The sequence below is a fragment of the Allopontixanthobacter sp. genome, assembly GCF_034376665.1.
GTDB lineage: Bacteria > Pseudomonadota > Alphaproteobacteria > Sphingomonadales > Sphingomonadaceae > Allopontixanthobacter.
This window is the reverse complement of the sequence record NZ_JAXMJI010000076.1, coordinates 1-15,857: the sequence shown is the minus strand read 5'-3', so window position 1 is coordinate 15,857 and position 15,857 is coordinate 1. Positions and strand designations below refer to the sequence as shown.

19 protein-coding genes and 1 pseudogene are annotated in these 15,857 nt (G+C 62.7%); 8 read left to right on the top strand and 12 right to left on the bottom strand.

What is annotated here, in order from left to right; translation table 11 throughout:
• From U0988_RS08405 to radC, 10 genes are all read right to left on the bottom strand, one after another.
• On the bottom strand, nucleotides 1-696 hold a 696-nt coding region (locus U0988_RS08405), incomplete at its 3' end, for an acetyl-CoA carboxylase carboxyltransferase subunit beta (RefSeq protein WP_322292172.1).
• Between the two features lie 22 nt (nucleotides 697-718).
• A complete protein-coding gene (trpA, locus tag U0988_RS08400) occupies nucleotides 719-1,492 on the bottom strand; it encodes a tryptophan synthase subunit alpha (RefSeq protein ID WP_322292171.1) in 774 nt (257 codons plus the stop codon).
• Complete coding sequence (locus tag U0988_RS08395) at nucleotides 1,489-1,719, bottom strand: hypothetical protein (RefSeq protein WP_322292170.1); 231 nt, start codon at nucleotides 1,717-1,719, stop codon at nucleotides 1,489-1,491. The genes trpA and U0988_RS08395 overlap by 4 nt, the downstream gene beginning before the upstream one ends.
• Complete coding sequence (trpB, locus tag U0988_RS08390) at nucleotides 1,716-2,948, bottom strand: tryptophan synthase subunit beta (RefSeq protein ID WP_322292169.1); 1,233 nt, start codon at nucleotides 2,946-2,948, stop codon at nucleotides 1,716-1,718. The genes U0988_RS08395 and trpB overlap by 4 nt, the downstream gene beginning before the upstream one ends.
• A complete protein-coding gene (locus U0988_RS08385) occupies nucleotides 2,945-3,583 on the bottom strand; it encodes a phosphoribosylanthranilate isomerase (protein ID WP_322292168.1) in 639 nt (212 codons plus the stop codon). The genes trpB and U0988_RS08385 overlap by 4 nt, the downstream gene beginning before the upstream one ends.
• Before the next feature lie 3 nt (nucleotides 3,584-3,586).
• Nucleotides 3,587-3,949 carry a bleomycin resistance protein gene (locus U0988_RS08380; protein WP_322292167.1) on the bottom strand — a complete coding sequence of 121 codons (363 nt, stop codon included), beginning with the start codon at nucleotides 3,947-3,949 and terminating at the stop codon, nucleotides 3,587-3,589.
• Nucleotide 3,950: 1 nt separating this feature from the next.
• Complete coding sequence (gene pyrF / locus U0988_RS08375; RefSeq protein ID WP_322292166.1) at nucleotides 3,951-4,625, bottom strand: orotidine-5'-phosphate decarboxylase; 675 nt, start codon at nucleotides 4,623-4,625, stop codon at nucleotides 3,951-3,953.
• Nucleotides 4,622-4,969 carry a hypothetical protein gene (locus tag U0988_RS08370; RefSeq protein ID WP_322292165.1) on the bottom strand — a complete coding sequence of 116 codons (348 nt, stop codon included), beginning with the start codon at nucleotides 4,967-4,969 and terminating at the stop codon, nucleotides 4,622-4,624. Before U0988_RS08370 ends, pyrF begins: the two co-directional genes overlap by 4 nt.
• A gap of 117 nt (nucleotides 4,970-5,086) precedes the next feature.
• On the bottom strand, nucleotides 5,087-6,397 hold the full coding sequence (purB, locus tag U0988_RS08365; RefSeq protein WP_322292164.1) for an adenylosuccinate lyase: 1,311 nt from the start codon (nucleotides 6,395-6,397) through the stop codon (nucleotides 5,087-5,089).
• A 53-nt stretch (nucleotides 6,398-6,450) separates the two neighbouring features.
• Nucleotides 6,451-7,158 carry a RadC family protein gene (gene radC / locus U0988_RS08360; protein WP_322292174.1) on the bottom strand — a complete coding sequence of 236 codons (708 nt, stop codon included), beginning with the start codon at nucleotides 7,156-7,158 and terminating at the stop codon, nucleotides 6,451-6,453.
• A gap of 89 nt (nucleotides 7,159-7,247) precedes the next feature.
• On the opposite strand from radC, the gene U0988_RS08355 reads away from it, so the two are divergent.
• From U0988_RS08355 to U0988_RS08320, 8 genes are all read left to right on the top strand, one after another.
• The gene (locus U0988_RS08355; protein WP_322292163.1) at nucleotides 7,248-10,445 is read left to right on the top strand and encodes a YdbH domain-containing protein; all 3,198 of its coding nucleotides are present in this window, start codon (nucleotides 7,248-7,250) and stop codon (nucleotides 10,443-10,445) included.
• A 47-nt stretch (nucleotides 10,446-10,492) separates the two neighbouring features.
• On the top strand, nucleotides 10,493-10,702 hold the full coding sequence (locus U0988_RS08350; RefSeq protein ID WP_322292162.1) for a YnbE family lipoprotein: 210 nt from the start codon (nucleotides 10,493-10,495) through the stop codon (nucleotides 10,700-10,702).
• Nucleotides 10,703-10,713: 11 nt separating this feature from the next.
• The gene (locus U0988_RS08345; RefSeq protein ID WP_322292161.1) at nucleotides 10,714-11,115 is read left to right on the top strand and encodes a YdbL family protein; all 402 of its coding nucleotides are present in this window, start codon (nucleotides 10,714-10,716) and stop codon (nucleotides 11,113-11,115) included.
• Between the two features lie 160 nt (nucleotides 11,116-11,275).
• The gene (locus U0988_RS08340; RefSeq protein ID WP_322292160.1) at nucleotides 11,276-11,611 is read left to right on the top strand and encodes an AtpZ/AtpI family protein; all 336 of its coding nucleotides are present in this window, start codon (nucleotides 11,276-11,278) and stop codon (nucleotides 11,609-11,611) included.
• 71 nt (nucleotides 11,612-11,682) lie between these two features.
• Complete coding sequence (locus U0988_RS08335) at nucleotides 11,683-12,441, top strand: F0F1 ATP synthase subunit A (RefSeq protein WP_322292173.1); 759 nt, start codon at nucleotides 11,683-11,685, stop codon at nucleotides 12,439-12,441.
• A 45-nt stretch (nucleotides 12,442-12,486) separates the two neighbouring features.
• Nucleotides 12,487-12,714 carry a F0F1 ATP synthase subunit C gene (locus U0988_RS08330; protein ID WP_114520182.1) on the top strand — a complete coding sequence of 76 codons (228 nt, stop codon included), beginning with the start codon at nucleotides 12,487-12,489 and terminating at the stop codon, nucleotides 12,712-12,714.
• Nucleotides 12,715-12,795: 81 nt separating this feature from the next.
• Entirely contained in the window at nucleotides 12,796-13,290 is a 495-nt protein-coding gene (locus U0988_RS08325) for an ATPase (protein ID WP_322292159.1), read from the top strand.
• The gene (locus tag U0988_RS08320) at nucleotides 13,283-13,864 is read left to right on the top strand and encodes a hypothetical protein (RefSeq protein ID WP_322292158.1); all 582 of its coding nucleotides are present in this window, start codon (nucleotides 13,283-13,285) and stop codon (nucleotides 13,862-13,864) included. The genes U0988_RS08325 and U0988_RS08320 overlap by 8 nt, the downstream gene beginning before the upstream one ends.
• 87 nt (nucleotides 13,865-13,951) lie before the next feature.
• Here U0988_RS08320 and gloB read toward each other — a convergent pair whose 3' ends face one another.
• Both gloB and U0988_RS08310 read right to left on the bottom strand, forming a co-directional pair.
• A complete protein-coding gene (gene gloB / locus U0988_RS08315; protein ID WP_322292157.1) occupies nucleotides 13,952-14,710 on the bottom strand; it encodes a hydroxyacylglutathione hydrolase in 759 nt (252 codons plus the stop codon).
• 179 nt (nucleotides 14,711-14,889) lie between these two features.
• Nucleotides 14,890-15,857 (bottom strand): annotated as a pseudogene (locus U0988_RS08310) (S1 RNA-binding domain-containing protein); the annotation flags it as partial.

Genomic DNA, 15,857 nt, shown 5'->3' with positions numbered 1-15,857 from the left:
GATCACCCGCTGTCCGGCAAAGCCGATCAGCGCGCCCGGTTCGGCGATATGGACATCGCCCAGCATGGCATAGCTGGCCGTCACGCCGCCGGTGGTCGGATCGGTCAGCACCACGATATAGGGCAGCCCGGCAGCCTTCAGGCGGCGGGTCATCACCGTGGCCTTGGGCATCTGCATCAGGCTGAGAATGCCTTCCTGCATCCGCGCGCCGCCCGCCGCCGTGACGACGATATAGGCGCAGCCCCGGTCGAGCGCTTCCTGAGCGCCGGCGCAGAAGGCCTGGCCCACCGCCATGCCCATGGAGCCGCCCATGAAGTGGAAATCCTGCACCCCGATCACGGCGGGGCGGCCATCCACGGTCCCGGAACCGACGCTGAAGGCATCCTTGTGCGGGTTTGCGGCGCGCGCGGCTTTCAACCGGTCGACATATTTCTTGGAATCGCGGAACTTGAGCGGGTCTTCGCGCACTTCCGGCTGGGGCAACAAGGAGAACCCGTCATCCAGCAGCAATTGCAGCCGCCGGTCGGCACCCAGCCGCCCGTGATGATCGCAATGCTGGCACACCCGCCAATTGTCCTCGTAATCCTGCTGGAACAGCATTTCGTGGCACTTGGAGCATTTGACCCACAGATTATCCGGCGTTTCCCGCTTGGGCAGGAACGGCAGCGAATTACGGACTCGGGAAATCCAGTTCATGTCTGATCCTTATCTGCCCAATCTATCGAGCGCTATGGACGGCGTGCGCGAGCGCTGATGTCAGCTCTTTTAGCGCAGCGGGAGCATCTTCGCCATGTTCGGCCACCAGTTCCACCAGCGCGGAGCCTACCACGACGCCGTCCGCGACCTTGGCGATGGCCGCGGCCTGCTGCGGCGTGCGGACACCGAAACCGACCGCTACCGGGATATCGGTCGCGGCCTTGAGCCGAGCGACGGCATCTTCGATGGAAGCCATCGCCGCCTGCTGCTTGCCGGTAATCCCGGCGACGGAGACGTAATAGAGGAACCCGGCGGATCCCTCCAGCACCTGCGGCAGGCGCGCCGCGTCGGTGGTGGGCGTGGCGAGGCGGATCGGGGCGACGCCCTTGGCGCGCAGGGCCGGGCCGAGCGCCGCGTCTTCTTCCGGCGGGATATCGACGCAGATCACGCCGTCCACTCCGGCCGCTTCGCACTGGTCCGCAAACCATTCCGGCCCGCGCCGGATCATCGGATTGGCATAGCCCATCAGCACCAGCGGAGTGTCCGGGTGGCGCCCTCGAAAAGCCGCCGCGATCGCGAAAATGTCGGCGGTTGTCGTGCCCTTGGCGAGGCTGCGGATATTCGCTTCCTGAATCGCAGGACCATCGGCCATCGGATCGGTGAAGGGCATCCCCAGCTCGATCACATCCGCGCCGCCCTCGACAAGCGCGTCGAGATTGGCCGCGGTGTCGCCGTCACCAGCGGTGACGAAGCAGACGAGCGCGGGTTTGGCGAAGGCGGTGGAGAGGCGGGTCATTCGAAACCCCTACCTTTCAAACGTTTTCGTTGTTTTCTATTTTTCCTCCAGCGTTCATCGAGCGGGATCGCAGCTGTCATAAGTGCGGTGGCGATGAGCAAGAATAGTGCCCAACCGTACCAACCAATGCGCCAGTCAATAACGCCAAGCCAGATCACTAATCCGAACCAGAGCGCTAAACCAACAGCTTGAATAAAGCCGCGCAAGAGCATGCCGGAGAATTTCATATCTCCACCCCAAGCGCCTCGGCGACGGTGAAGATGTCCTTGTCACCGCGTCCGCACAAATTGGCCAAAATTATCGCGTCGTCCGGCATCGTCTTCGCCACCTTCGCCACCGCTGCAATTGCGTGGCTCGGTTCCAGCGCGGGGATGATCCCCTCGGTTCGGCAGAGCAGCTGGAAGCCTTCGAGCGCCTCGTCGTCGGTGACCGACGTATATTCCACACGGCCGTTTTCCTTCAGCCACGCGTGTTCGGGGCCGATGCCGGGGTAGTCGAGGCCGGCGCTGATCGAGTGGCCTTCGGTGATCTGGCCATCCTCATCCTGCAGCAAATAGGTCTTGTTGCCGTGGAGCACACCGGGGGCGCCGCCGGTGAGGCTGGCGGCGTGTTCCTTGTCGAGACCGTGGCCCGCCGCCTCCACGCCGAGCATTTTGACCGAAGGATCGTCGAGGAACGGGTGGAACAGGCCCAGCGCGTTCGAACCGCCGCCGATGCAGGCGACCAGCAAATCGGGCAGGCGGCCCGTTCGAGATAGCATCTGTGCGCGGGCTTCGATGCCGATGATGCTCTGGAAATCGCGAACCATCTCCGGATAGGGATGCGGGCCTGCGGCGGTGCCGATTATGTAGAAGGTGTCATGGACATTGGCGACCCAGTCGCGCAGCCCTTCGTTCATCGCGTCCTTAAGCGTTGCCGCGCCGCTGGTGACCGGGATCACCTCCGCGCCGAGCAGCTTCATGCGGAAGACGTTGGGCTGCTGCCGCGCCACGTCCGTCGCGCCCATGTAGATGACGCAGGGCAGGCCGAACCGCGCGCAGACGGTGGCGGTTGCCACGCCGTGCTGACCCGCGCCGGTTTCCGCGATGATCCGCGTCTTGCCCATCCGGATCGCGAGCAGGATCTGCCCGATGCAATTGTTGATCTTGTGCGCGCCGGTGTGGTTCAGCTCGTCGCGCTTGAACCAGACCTGTGCTCCGAAGCCCTTTTGGGCGCTACCGCGCAGCGCCTCGGTCAGCCGCTCCGCAAAATACAGCGGGGAAGGGCGGCCGACATAGTGCTCCAGCAGATCGTCGAACTGCGCCTTGAACGCGGGATCGGCCTGCGCCGCACGGTATTCGCCTTCCAGGTCCAGCACCAGCGGCATTAGCGTCTCGGCAACATAGCGCCCGCCGTAATCGCCGAAATGCCCCTGTTCGTCGGGCTGGTTGCGGAAGGAGTTTGCAAGGTCTGTCATATTCGGGCCGCTTTGCAGAAGGCCGCGATTCTGTCCACGTCCTTGACGCCGGGCGCGCTTTCGACGCCGGACGAAGTATCGACCAGCGGCGCACCGGTGGCCCGAATGGCTTCGGCGACATTGTCCGCAGTCAACCCGCCGGCCAGCCCCCACGGAAGGTTACCGTGATACGCCGCCAGCAACTGCCAGTCGAACCGCAGGCCCATGCCGCCGGGAATGGCCGAGCCCTTGGGTGTCTTCGCATCGAACAGGATGAAATCGGCTGCACCGGTATAGGACTCGGCGCGCGCGATGTCGGAGGCGGAGGAAACCGGCAGGACTTTCCACACCGGCAGTCCGAACTGCGCCCTCACTTGCGCGGCGCGGGCAGGGCTTTCCTCGCCGTGAAGCTGGATCGCACCCAGCCTGGCTGCCGCTACCGCTTGGGTCAGCAGACTGTCGTCCGGATCGACGAAGACCCCGACCGAAATTATCCGACCCTCCGTACGGGCGGCCAAGGCACCAGCGTCGCGCACCGGCAAATGGCGCGGGGAAGGTGGGTAGAAATTGAGGCCGACATAGTCCGCGCGGGCCGCAATGGCCGCGTCGAGCGCATCGGGCGTCGTCACCCCGCAAATCTTGACTTGGGCGGCCATGGCTCAGGCGTTCTGGACTAGCCGGACCAGCGTGCCGTCGGGGTCAATCAGATAGGCGATGTCGAGACCGCTCAATTCGCGCCGTGGATCGGAGATACGGGGGAAGCCGGTGTTCGTCTGCGGGACCCCGGCGTCTACCGCTAGGCGGTGCATTGCAGGCATATCGTCCAGCCTGATGCAGCAACCGAAGGAGCTTTTCGCCGGATCGAGATCGGGATAGGGAAAGAATTCCAGCTGCACCGTACCGCGGGTCAGGATCATCCAGCCCGTGTCACGCCAGCTGCACTCGAAACCCAGCGCGCCGTAGAACGCCTCGGTGGTGCCGAAATCGCGGGAAGGCAGGTTCGGGGTCGCGCGGTCGGCCATGTCAAAGCGTAGCCTCGATATCGCGGGCTGCCTGCACCGGATCGTCGGCGCGGGAAATCGGGCGGCCGATCACCAGCACGCTGGCCCCATCGTCGCGGGCCTGCCGCGGGGTCACGACGCGTTTCTGGTCGCCAGTGGCGGACCCTGCTGGGCGCAGGCCGGGAACCACGAAGAAGCCGTCCTTCCACTGCTTGTGGACTGCGCGCACTTCATGGCCGGAACAGACGACACCATCGAGACCGGCGTCCTGCGCCAGCTCCGCCAGCCGCATAACCTGGTCGTGCGCATTGCCATCGACTCCGGTTCGCGTCAGGTCGCGCTCGTCGAGGCTGGTGAGCATGGTCACCGCGACAATTTTCGTCCCATTGGCCGCGGCGGCCTTGGCGTCTTCCATCATCGCCCGGCCGCCGCTGGCATGGACAGTCACGATCGCAGGTTCGGCCAGATGGATTGCGTGCATTGCTGCGGCCACCGTGTTGGGAATGTCGTGCAGTTTGAGGTCGAGAAAAATCGGCAGGCCGATCTGCGCGATCTCGTGCACCCCGTGATGGCCGTGGGCGCAGAAAAATTCGAGTCCGAGCTTGAACCCGCCGACGTGTGATTTGACGCGGGCAGCCAGTGCCTTCGCCGCGTCCAGATTTGGCATGTCGAGTGCGAGATAGACCGGGTTGCTCATACAGGATTGTTCGGTGTGAAGGTGCTGGGCGGAGCGGGTGAAGGCGAAGGCTCGGCGATGTCTCTGGATTGCCCGAAACCCGGGTCGGCAGGCGCAACATGGGGAATGCGCGCAGCAGCTTCCAGCGCCTTGATCCGCCGGGTCAGGCGCCACTTGGTGCTCCGATGAAGCAACCATGTCGGGATCATGCCCAGCAGGAACGAAACGATCACCAGCGCGGGGACCTTGGTTTCGAGCACCATGTTGGTCCAGATCTGGACCTCCACTTCCTTCCAGTTGAAGAAGGAGAAGAACATCAACCCCGCAAACAGCAGGACCCAGAGTATAGTGCGGACAATCTGCATCGTATTTCCTGCGCTGCGGCTCAAAACCGGGTGTCAGGCGATGCTAGTCGGATTGGACACGCAAGGAAAGGGCGCGATTCGGCAGCCGCAGGGTCCTTTTAAGTATATCGGCCCGTCTTACCCGAATACCCGGTCGAAAATGAAATCGACCTGCGTGAAGTGATACGCGAGGTCGAACTTGTCCTCGATCTCCGCTTCCGAAAGCGCGGCAGTGACTTCGCTGTCGGCCTTGAGCAGTTCGAGCAGCGACTTTTCGCCGTCCGATTCCCACACCTGCATCGCGTTGCGCTGGACCAGGCGGTAGGCATCCTCGCGGCTTACCCCGGCCTGAGTCAGCGCCAGCATCACGCGCTGCGAATGGACCAGGCCGCCCATGCGGTCGAGATTCTTCTGCATCCGTGCGGGATAGATCAGCAATTTGTCGATCACACCCGTCAGCCGGGCGAGGGCGAAATCGAGCGTGATAGTCGCATCGGGGCCGATGAACCGCTCGACCGAGGAATGGGAAATATCCCGTTCGTGCCACAGCGCGACATTCTCCATCGCGGGCAGGGCGTAGGCGCGGATCATCCGGGCTTGTCCGGTCAGGTTCTCGGTCAGGATCGGGTTGCGCTTGTGCGGCATGGCCGACGATCCCTTCTGACCCGGGGAGAAATATTCCTCCGCCTCCAACACTTCGGTGCGCTGCAGATGACGAATTTCGACCGCTAGCCGCTCGATCGAACTGGCGATTACACCCAGCACCGCAAAGAACATCGCGTGGCGGTCGCGCGGGATCACCTGCGTGCTCACGGGCTCGATGGCGAGGCCGAGGCGCTCTGCAACATGGGCTTCCACCCGCGGGTCGATATTGGCGAAGGTGCCGACCGCGCCGGATATGGCGCAGGTCGCGATTTCCTCGCGGGCGGCGACGAGCCGTTTGCGGCAGCGGGCGAACTCGGCATAGGCCTGTGCCAGCTTGAGGCCGAATGTGACCGGTTCGGCATGGATACCGTGGCTGCGGCCGATGGTGGGGGTGTATTTATGCTCTTCCGCCCGGCGCTTGATGGCGGCGAGAAGCTGGTCGAGATCGTCCAGCAGGATGTCAGATGCGCGGGACAGCTGCACCGCCAGCGTGGTGTCCAGTACATCGGAGCTGGTCATGCCCTGATGCATGAAGCGCGCTTCATCGCCCACCTGCTCCGCCACCCAGGTCAGGAAGGCGATCACGTCATGCTTGGTCACCGCCTCGATTGCGTCGATCGCCGGGACATCGATCACCGGTTCGGTTGCCCACCAGTCCCATAATGCCCTGGCCGCGCTTTTCGGAACCACGCCCAACTCGCCAAGCTTCTCGGTCGCGTGGGCTTCGATCTCGAACCAGATGCGGTAGCGCGATTCCGGCTCCCAGACGGCGGACATTTGCGGGCGGGAATAGCGGGGAATCATGGCGGGCTCCGAATGGGCGGGGTGGCGAGTGGGCGGCTAGGCGCGGAGCGGGTTTAGATCAACCCCTTCGCCTTCAGGCTGGTGTGGCCTTCGCGGCCGATAATAATGTGGTCATGGACCACGATTCCGAGCAGCCGGCCAGCCTCGGCAATGCGATTGGTGATCTGGATATCAGCGCGGCTTGGTTCCGGATTGCCGCTGGGGTGGTTGTGGACCAGAATCAGCGCGGTGGCCCCGATATCGAGCGCCTGCCGGATGATTTCGCGCGGATGGATCGCCGCCTCGTCGATCGAACCGTCCCCGACGTGCTCGTCCAGTACCAGGCGGTTCTGAGTATTGAGATAGAGCACCCGGACGCGTTCGACCGTGAGATGCGCCATGTCGATGGTCAGGTAGTCGAGCAGCGCCTGCCAGCTGCCGAGCACCGGCTTCTGCTGCACCTCGACACGGGCCATGCGCCGGGCAGCCAGCGCCACGCTCTTGAGCGCCGCAGCGCTTGTCTCCCCGACGCCCTTGACCGATTGCAGTGCCTTCGCCTCGGCGGTCAGAACTCCGGCGAGCGAGCCGAACCGCTTGATCAGTGCCTTGGCAATGGGCTTGGTGTCGCCCTGTTTTATCGCCGCGAACAGCAGATATTCGAGTACCTCGTAATCCGCCAGCGCTTCCGCGCCGCCGCCGAGCAATCGCGCACGTAACCGGCCGCGATGGCCGGCCGCAGAATGCAGGGATTTGTCCTCCCGCCCAAGGCTGTCGGACGAAATATCTTCAGGTTCAAGCAACCTTTATCCCCGCATCTACGTTGTAGCTGCTGCATTGCCTTTCCCGGGCGACTGGCGCAAGTGTGAGGTACATGGCGCAGGCCGAAGACGACATTCCCGAGACGGACTTGTTTGACGCCCCGGTCCCCCGCCGGTCGCGGTGGATTTTGCGCGTTCTGATCGGGATGGTTCTGGCTGTTTTCGTGGTCGTGGCCGCCGCCTGGTTTTCCCGCGAAAGAATTGCCGAGGATCTGATCGGCGACCAGCTGGAACAGCTCGGCATAGCCGCCACCTACGATATCGAAGAAGTAGGCCCGGCCCGGCAGGTTCTGACCAACATCGTGATCGGCAATCCGGCCCGCCCCGATCTGACCATCGAGCGAATTCTGGTCGATCTCGATTACGGCTTTCGCGGACCGGCGATCGGATTGATCACTGTCGAAAGGGCGCGCGCGTTCGGCAGTTACCGCGACGGTGTTCTCAGTTTCGGCGCGCTTGATCCGTTGCTGATGCGCGATACGGGGGAGCCGCCAGCGCTGCCCGACATCGCGCTCAGGGTGATCGACGCGCGGGCGCTGGTCGAAAGCGACTTCGGACCGATCGGTATCAAGGCCGAAGGGGAGGGGCAGGTGGACGATGGGTTCTCCGGTATCCTGGCCGCCACTGCTCCGCAACTGGACGGAGGCGGATGCAGTGCCCGCCGCGCGAGCCTGTATGGCACAATCTCATCGCGAGACGGCAAACCCCGTTTTGCCGGGCCAATGCGCGCCGCCGAGCTGTTCTGCCCCGAACAGAGGTTCCGGGTCAAAAACGCTGCGCTCCAGGTCGAGGGGGGTAGTGACGCCAGTTTCGCAATTCTCGGCGCGGAAGCGCGTTTGTCCACCGGGGCCGCTTCGGTGGCCGGCAACGCCGTTGGAGGCGTCAACGGCACATTGCGCGCAAATTGGCAGGAACGGGCGCTGAACGGAACTTATTCTCTAGCCGCGCGATCGCTCGGAACCCCCCAGCTCGGTGCCGCGCTGATCACCGCGGAGGGTACGGTGCGGGGCCGCGATGGCTTTGAGCAAACGGAGCTGACCGCTGACGTCGAAGGCAATGGAGTGCGTCTCGGCGATGGGATCGACGGGGCGCTGGCCGAATTCACCTCCACCGCCGGGGGGACCTTTGCGGCACCCCTGATCGCGAAAATGCGCGCTGCGCTCCGGCGCGAATCGCGGGGCAGCCGACTGGCAGCGCAGGTCAATCTGCGACAAACTGGCAAGATCACCTCGCTTATCATTTCGCAGGCCAGCCTGACGGGCGGCGGCGGGGCCAATCTGCTGTCGCTGTCCCGCTTCCAACTGAGTACCGCAAGCGGCGGGACTCCCAAGCTGTCCGGCAATATCGTGACCGGCGGTGCTGGATTGCCGCGGATAGTCGGGCGAATGGAGCGTAGCGCGCGCGGGAATCTGATCTTCCGGATGCGGATGGCGGAATATTCCGATGGGGGTAGCTCGGTCGAAATCCCCGAGCTGGTCCTGCTTCAGGGAAGCAATGGCGCGGTAGGCTTTTCGGGCAGCACAATAGCCAGCGGTCCGCTGCCCGGTGGATCGATGCGTGCGCTGGTGCTGCCGATCAGCGGCAATTATTCCGCGCGCGGCGGGCTGTCGATGTGGCGCGAGTGTACCGAAGTTCGTTTCGCGCAGCTGGCCCTCGCCAATCTGGTCGTCGAACGCCAATCGCTGACCCTGTGTCCGGCGGCAGGACGGCCAGTCCTGCGCGCCGACGCGGGCGGATTGCGGCTTGCCGCCGGCACTCCTTCGCTCGACCTGTCCGGCACGCTCGCAGATACACCAATCCGGATTGCCAGCGGTGCGGTGGGCGCGGCCTACCCTGGCGCATTGTCCGCCAGGAACCTCGACATAACCCTCGGTGCAGCGGACAGCGCCAACCGCTTTACCATCGCCCACCTCGACGCGATCATCGGGGAGAACATCGGCGGACGTTTTTCCGATGCCGACGTCCGGCTGTTCGCGGTACCGATCGACTTGACTGGTGCGGCGGGTGCGTGGGATTATACCGGTGGCGTCCTCACCCTGTCGGATAGCGTATTCACCGCCACCGACCGTTCGGAGGCTCAGCGCTTCAAGCCGCTTCAGGCGCAGGGGGCCAGCCTTTCCCTTGCCGACAGCATCGTGCTGGCCAACGCCAGGCTGCGCGAGCCGGAAAGCGGACGGGAAGTAGTCCGTATGGCAATCCGTCACGATTTGGGGAGCTCTGCCGGTTTTGCCGATCTTTGGGTCGATTCGCTGCGGTTCGACAAAGCTCTGCAGCCCGAGCAGCTGAGCGAATACGCCAAGGGTGTGATCGCCAATGCTGCGGGCGTGATCACGGGGAAGGGGCGGATTGACTGGAACAGCGAAGACGTGACGAGTTCCGGGTCCTTTTCCAGCGAATCGTTCGATTTCGCTGCCGCGTTCGGCCCGGTAAAGGGCGCGTCCGGAACGGTCCGATTCACCGACCTGCTCAATCTCACCACCGCGCCCAAGCAGATCCTGCACGTCGCGTCGATCAATCCCGGGATCGAAGTGAACAATGGCGAGGTGCTGTTCGCGGTTCGCGAAGGATCCGTTGTATCGGTGCTGGGCGGACGCTGGCCGTTCATGGGCGGAACCCTGCTGCTGGAACCCGTCGAGCTCACGCTCGGTGCACCGGAGGTTCGGGCTTATGTCCTGACGATCCAGGGCCTCGATGCCGCGCAGTTCATTGCGCAGATGGAGCTGGGCAATCTCAATGCGACCGGCACGTTCGACGGCACGGTGCCACTGGTGTTCGATGCAATGGGGAACGGGTCGATACAGGGCGGTTTGCTGGTGGCCCGGCCGCCGGGCGGAAACCTGTCCTATATCGGCGAACTTACCTATGAAGACATGACCCCGATGGTCAATTTCGCCTTCGATGCACTGCGCAGTCTCGACTACCGGGAAATGCGCATCGAGATGGATGGGTCGCTGTCCGGAGAACTGGTGACGAAAGTCAGATTCGACGGGGTTAGCCAGGGTTCCGATGCCAAGCGCAATTTCCTCACCCGCCAGATCGACGATCTGCCGATCCGCTTCAACGTCAACATCCGGGCACCGTTCTATCAACTGATCACCTCGATAAAGGCGATGTACGATCCAGCCTTCATCAAGGATCCGCGCGAGCTTGGCCTGATTTCCGCCGAGGGCCGCAGGGTTGTTCCCGCAGAGCCCGTTCAATCACCTGTACAACCGCCCGTTCAGGGGCCGGAAAGCGAGAAAATGCCATGAGACAAGCTGAATTGACCTCAGAGTGCCCGGGTGTGACACCGCTGCTCATGCAGAATGGACACAGGGACACAATGGGGATGCGATGGATGGCGCCGGTTCTGGTCGCTTCGATTGTTGCGCTGGGGGGATGTATTTCCGTCAACGCACCGGAAGGGCCGATCGTGATCGAGCTGAATATCAATATTCGGCAGGAAGTGATTTACCGGCTGGCCGAAGACGCGGGCAATACGATTGAAGAGAATGCCGATATTTTCTGATGGGAACCGAGATGAACAGCAATAGTCCTCTTAGCCGCTTTGCCCTTGGCCTGGCCGCAGCATCGCTGGCGCTTGGCGGGCTTGCGAGCGCCGCCTACGCCCAGCGTGATCCCGCCTATGAACAGGCGCGTTCGTCCGGCAGAGTCGGGGAAAAGATGGACGGCTATCTCGGGATTGTCGGTGCCGCGACGCCCGAACTGCAGCGACTGGTCAACGACATCAATATCAAGCGCCGCGCGGTCTATGCGGAAAAGGCGCAGGCCGCCAATGCCACGCTCGAAGAATACGCGCTGACGGCCGGATGCGTGGCGATTGCGCGCACTTCACCCGGGGAAAAATACCAGGCGCCCGATGGCAGTTGGCAGACCCGCACCTCCGCCCCCCCGCTGCGCGACAGCCGCTGCCCTGCATGATCGTGGGCATGGGCTGATCTGCGAGCGGGAACTTCGCGCCCGTACTGCCATTTATGCTGCACTGCACCGGTTGACTTAAAAACACCCCCCGCCTAAGGGGGCGGCGCCCTCGGCGGGCAGGTTTTGTCCATGCCTTGCATTCTGTTCAAAGGAACGCGGTATGAGCGATGACAAGTCCGCACGGGAACCCATTGCTGAAGATGCGCGGATCGACGCGCTCGAAGCGCGGCTGAAAGCCGCACGCGAGCGTGAAGAACAGCGTAACCAGCCAAAAGTAACCGGCGCCGATGCGAATTACCGCAGCGGCAACCGGGTGCTGGCGGATCTTCTCGGTGGGATTCTTGGCGGTCTGGTGATTGGCTGGGTGGTGGACACCTTCGCCGGAACCACGCCCTGGGGTCTGTTGGTCGGACTGTTCCTCGGGATAGTGGTTGCCTTCAGAAACATTTTCCGGATGGCGAATACGCGTCCCGGCGATACTCCTCCCGAGGAGTAAGCGGGACGCTTTCGTTCAAATGACTTAGGGGCGTTTCACACGTGACAGCCGAAGTGGCCAAAGTCGACCCAATGCATCAGTTCACCATTCAGCCGATTTTCGGATCGGCGAATTGGGAGTTGGCGGGTTACAACATCGCTTTCACCAACAGCGCGATGTGGATGCTGATTTCCACGGTCGTTCTGTGGATTTTCGTGGCTGGCGGGATGCGGCGCGAGCTGGTGCCCGGACGCTGGCAGATGTCGGTGGAATTTTTCACCGGCTTCATCGACGATATGCTGGAAGCCAACGTCGGCAAGGCCGGGCGCAAATACGTCCCCTACATCTTCTCGCTGTTCATGTTCATCCTGTTCGCCAACATCCTCGGCCTGATGCCGCTGGGTGTCGTGGGCATCCATCCATTTACCTTCACCAGCCACTTCACCGTTACCGGAGTGCTGGCCATTCTCAGCTTTGCCATCGTGCTGGTGGTTGGATTCTGGAAACACGGCTTCCACTTCTTCTCGCTGTTTATCCCCAGCGGTACGCCGTTGCCGATGATCCCGATCATTTTCCCGATCGAGCTGATCTCCTTCCTCGTGCGCCCCTTCAGCCTCGGCCTGCGACTGTTCGTGGCGATGATGGCCGGGCACGTTCTGCTGGAGGTCCTCTCCAGCTTCGTGATCGACGGGACCAACGCCGGCGTGGGCTTTGCGGCGCTGGTCGGTATTCCCAGTTTCATCCTGATGGTCGGCATCTGCGCCCTGGAAATCCTGGTCGCCGGAATTCAGGCCTATGTCTTCGCTTTGCTGACCTCGCTGTACATCAACGATGCCGAGAATCTTCACTAACACTTCCAATCAACCACTTAAAATTACACGATAAAGGAAATTATAATGGACGCAGAAGCTGCAAAACTGATCGGTGCCGGTCTCGCTGCAATCGGTGCCGGCATGGCCGCCATCGGTGTGGGTAACGTGTTCGGTTCCTTCCTGGAAAGCGCACTGCGCAACCCAGGCGCTGCGGATGGCCAGCAGGGGCGTTTGTTCATCGGCTTCGCGGCTGCCGAACTTCTCGGCTTGCTCGCATTCGTCGTCGCGATGATCCTGATCTTCGTCGCCTGACACCTGCCTTCGATACCGGTCCGGGGCGCTGCTCCGGACCGGCCAGTTTCTTCGTTTGTCTGATCGACGGGACCCGTACCCATGCCGCAGATTGCCCAGCTTGCCGAAACATACTCCAGCCAGATCTTCTGGTTGCTGGTGTTTTTCGGCATCGTCTTCGTCTTTATCGGACGCGGAATGGTGCCCAAGGTGATGGATACGGTTGCCCAGCGTGACCAGCAGATCGCCGCCGACCTCGCCGCAGCCACCGCTGCCCGGGCGAAAGCCGATGACGAGGAAGAAGCCTGGCGGGTGCGCGAGAATGAAAATCGCGCCGCTGCCCAGGCGATCGTTGCCAAGGCGAAAGCCGATGCAGCCGTGAAGAACGAGAAGAAGCTAGGCGCAGCGCAGAAGCGGCTCGACACCAAACTGGCGAAGGCCGAGCAGGACATTTCCGAGGCCCGTAATGCGGCGCTTGCAGAAGTCGAAGGCGTCGCTGCGGAAGCCGCGCAGGACATCGTCCAGCGCCTGGCGGGGGTCAAAGTGACTGCTGCCGTCGCCAAGAACGCGGTTAAGAAGGCGATGGCCAATGTTTGACCTGAAACTGATGGCGTCCGCTCCGGAGGTGTTTTCCACTACCGCCGCCACTGTCGCTGCCGAAGTGGAGCATGGTGCGGGCAAGCACATCGAACCCGAATTGTTCGGTCTCGTACCTTACCAGATCGTCGCAATATCGATGCTGGTGCTGATCGGGATCATGATCTGGAAGAAGGTTCCAGGAATGATCGCTGGCGGCCTCGATTCCCGGATAGCCGCGATCCGCACGCAGCTCGACGAAGCGAAGCAGCTGCGCGCCGAAGCCGAAGCGCTTCGCAATGAATATGCCGCGAAGATCGCCAATGCGGAAAAAGACGCCGAAGCGATGATAGCCGGAGCCCAGACCGAAGCCGACGCGATCCTTGCAAAAGCGGAAGCGGACGGCGAACAGATGGTCGCCCGCCGCAAGCAGATGGCGGAAGACAAGATTTCCGCCGCCGAGCGCGAAGCGGTGAACGAAGTCCGCAAGCGCGCCGCGACTGCTGCGACACTGGCGGCACGCGGTCTGATCGCGGACAAGCATGATGCCGCCGCCGACAGCAAGCTGGCCGATCAGGTGATCGCAGGTATCTGAACAGTTCAAAGAGCGAAATTGAAAAGGGCGGCCCGCGCGGTCGCCCTTTTTCGTTTTCGGGGCGATCGAAATTGCGGATCGGTGCCCCTAGAATGCATCCTTTGCCGCCCTCAGCGCAGCAAAGGTATCCTCCGGCGCAGAGCCACCCCATCGCGCCTTCATGTCGGCCGCATCGGCCCGGAGGAAGGGATTGGTGGCCAGTTCGCGCGACAGCGGCATCGGCACCGTCCATTCACCCCGACTGCGCTTGTCGGAAATCTCCTCCGCATAATCGGCCAGCGCGGCGTTGTCCGGATCGGCATGGACCGCGAATTTGGCATTGGCCGCCGTATATTCATGCGCGCAGTAGAGCATCGTTTCGGGCGGAAGTGCGCGGATCCGTTCCAGGCTCGCCCAGAACTGCTGCGGCGTCCCTTCGAACATTCGTCCGCAGCCAAGGGCAAACACCGAATCGCCGACCATCGCAATCTTTGCTTCCGGCAGGTGATAGGCAATGTGGCCCAGGGTGTGCCCGCCGACATCGATCACATGGGCAGTGAGTTCGCCTAAAGACACCGTGTCACCATGCGCCACTTCCCGGTCGATCCCGGCGATCCGGCCCGCCTCAGCGGCGGGCGCAACGATCGTGCAACCGGTCGCTTCCTTGATCGCCAGATTGCCGCCCGCGTGATCGGGGTGCCAGTGGGTGTTCCAGATCTGCGTGATCGCCCAGCCTTTGGCGCCCGCTTGCTTGAGATACTCCGCCGCATCGGGCGTATCGATGCACACCGTCTCGCCGCTGTCGGGATCGTGCAGCAGATATCCGTAATTGTCGGACAGGCAGGGGAATTGGTGGATCTGGATCATCGGGGCAGGATAGCCCTGATCCCGGATGTAGGAAAGGCCCGCCTACCGACAAACAAAAGCCCCCTCCTCTTCAGAGGAGGGGGTTGGGGGTGGTGGCGGACCACCACCCCGCTGCGACTAGGCCCGGCTGCGCCGAACCAAGTCTCGCTGCCCCTCCTCTGAAGAGGAGGGGGCGGCTCTTACTCGCTCTTGCCCTTCAGCGCTTCGCCGAGGATGTCGCCCAGCGACGCGCCCGATGCGGACGAACCGTATTGTTCGACAGCCTGCTTCTCTTCCGAGACCTGACGGGCCTTGATCGAGAAGTTCGGCTTCTTGGACCGGTCGAAACCGATAACCATGACGTCGACCTTCTGGCCGGTCTGGAAACGGTCGGGACGCTGCTCGTCGCGGTCGCGGCCGAGGTCCGAACGCTTGATGAAGCCGGTTGCGCCGTCTTCGCCAACCTGCACTTCGAGGCCGCCATCGCGAACTTCGAGCACAGTCACGGTGACCACGTCGTTGCGCTTCAGCGAGGTTCCGCCCGCCGCGCCTTCGGCCGAAGGTGCGCCCTTTTCGAGCTGCTTCATGCCGAGCGAGATACGTTCCTTGTCGGTATCGACATCGAGCACCACGGCCTGGACTTCTTCACCCTTGCGGTGCAGCGCCAGAGCGTCTTCGCCCGAAATGCCCCACGCGATGTCGGACATGTGGACCATGCCGTCCACGTCGCCATCGAGGCCGATGAACAGGCCGAATTCGGTCGCGTTCTTGACTTCGCCGGTGACGGTCGAACCAACCGGATGCTTGTCGGCGAATTCTTCCCACGGATTGCCCTGGGCCTGCTTGAGGCCGAGCGAAATCCGGCGCTTGTCGGAATCGACTTCCAGCACCATCACATCGACTTCCGGCGAGGTCGAGACGATCTTGCCGGGGTGGACGTTCTTCTAGGTCCAGCTCATTTCAGACACGTGGACCAGGCCTTCGATGCCGGGTTCCAGTTCCACGAACGCACCATATTCGGTGATGTTGGTGACGGTGCCCTTGAGCTTCATGTCGACCGGATATTTCGCGGCGACGCCGTCCCAAGGATCGCTTTCCAGCTGCTTCATGCCGAGGCTGATGCGCTGGGTTTCGCTGTTGATGCGAACGATCTGCACCGTCACGGTCT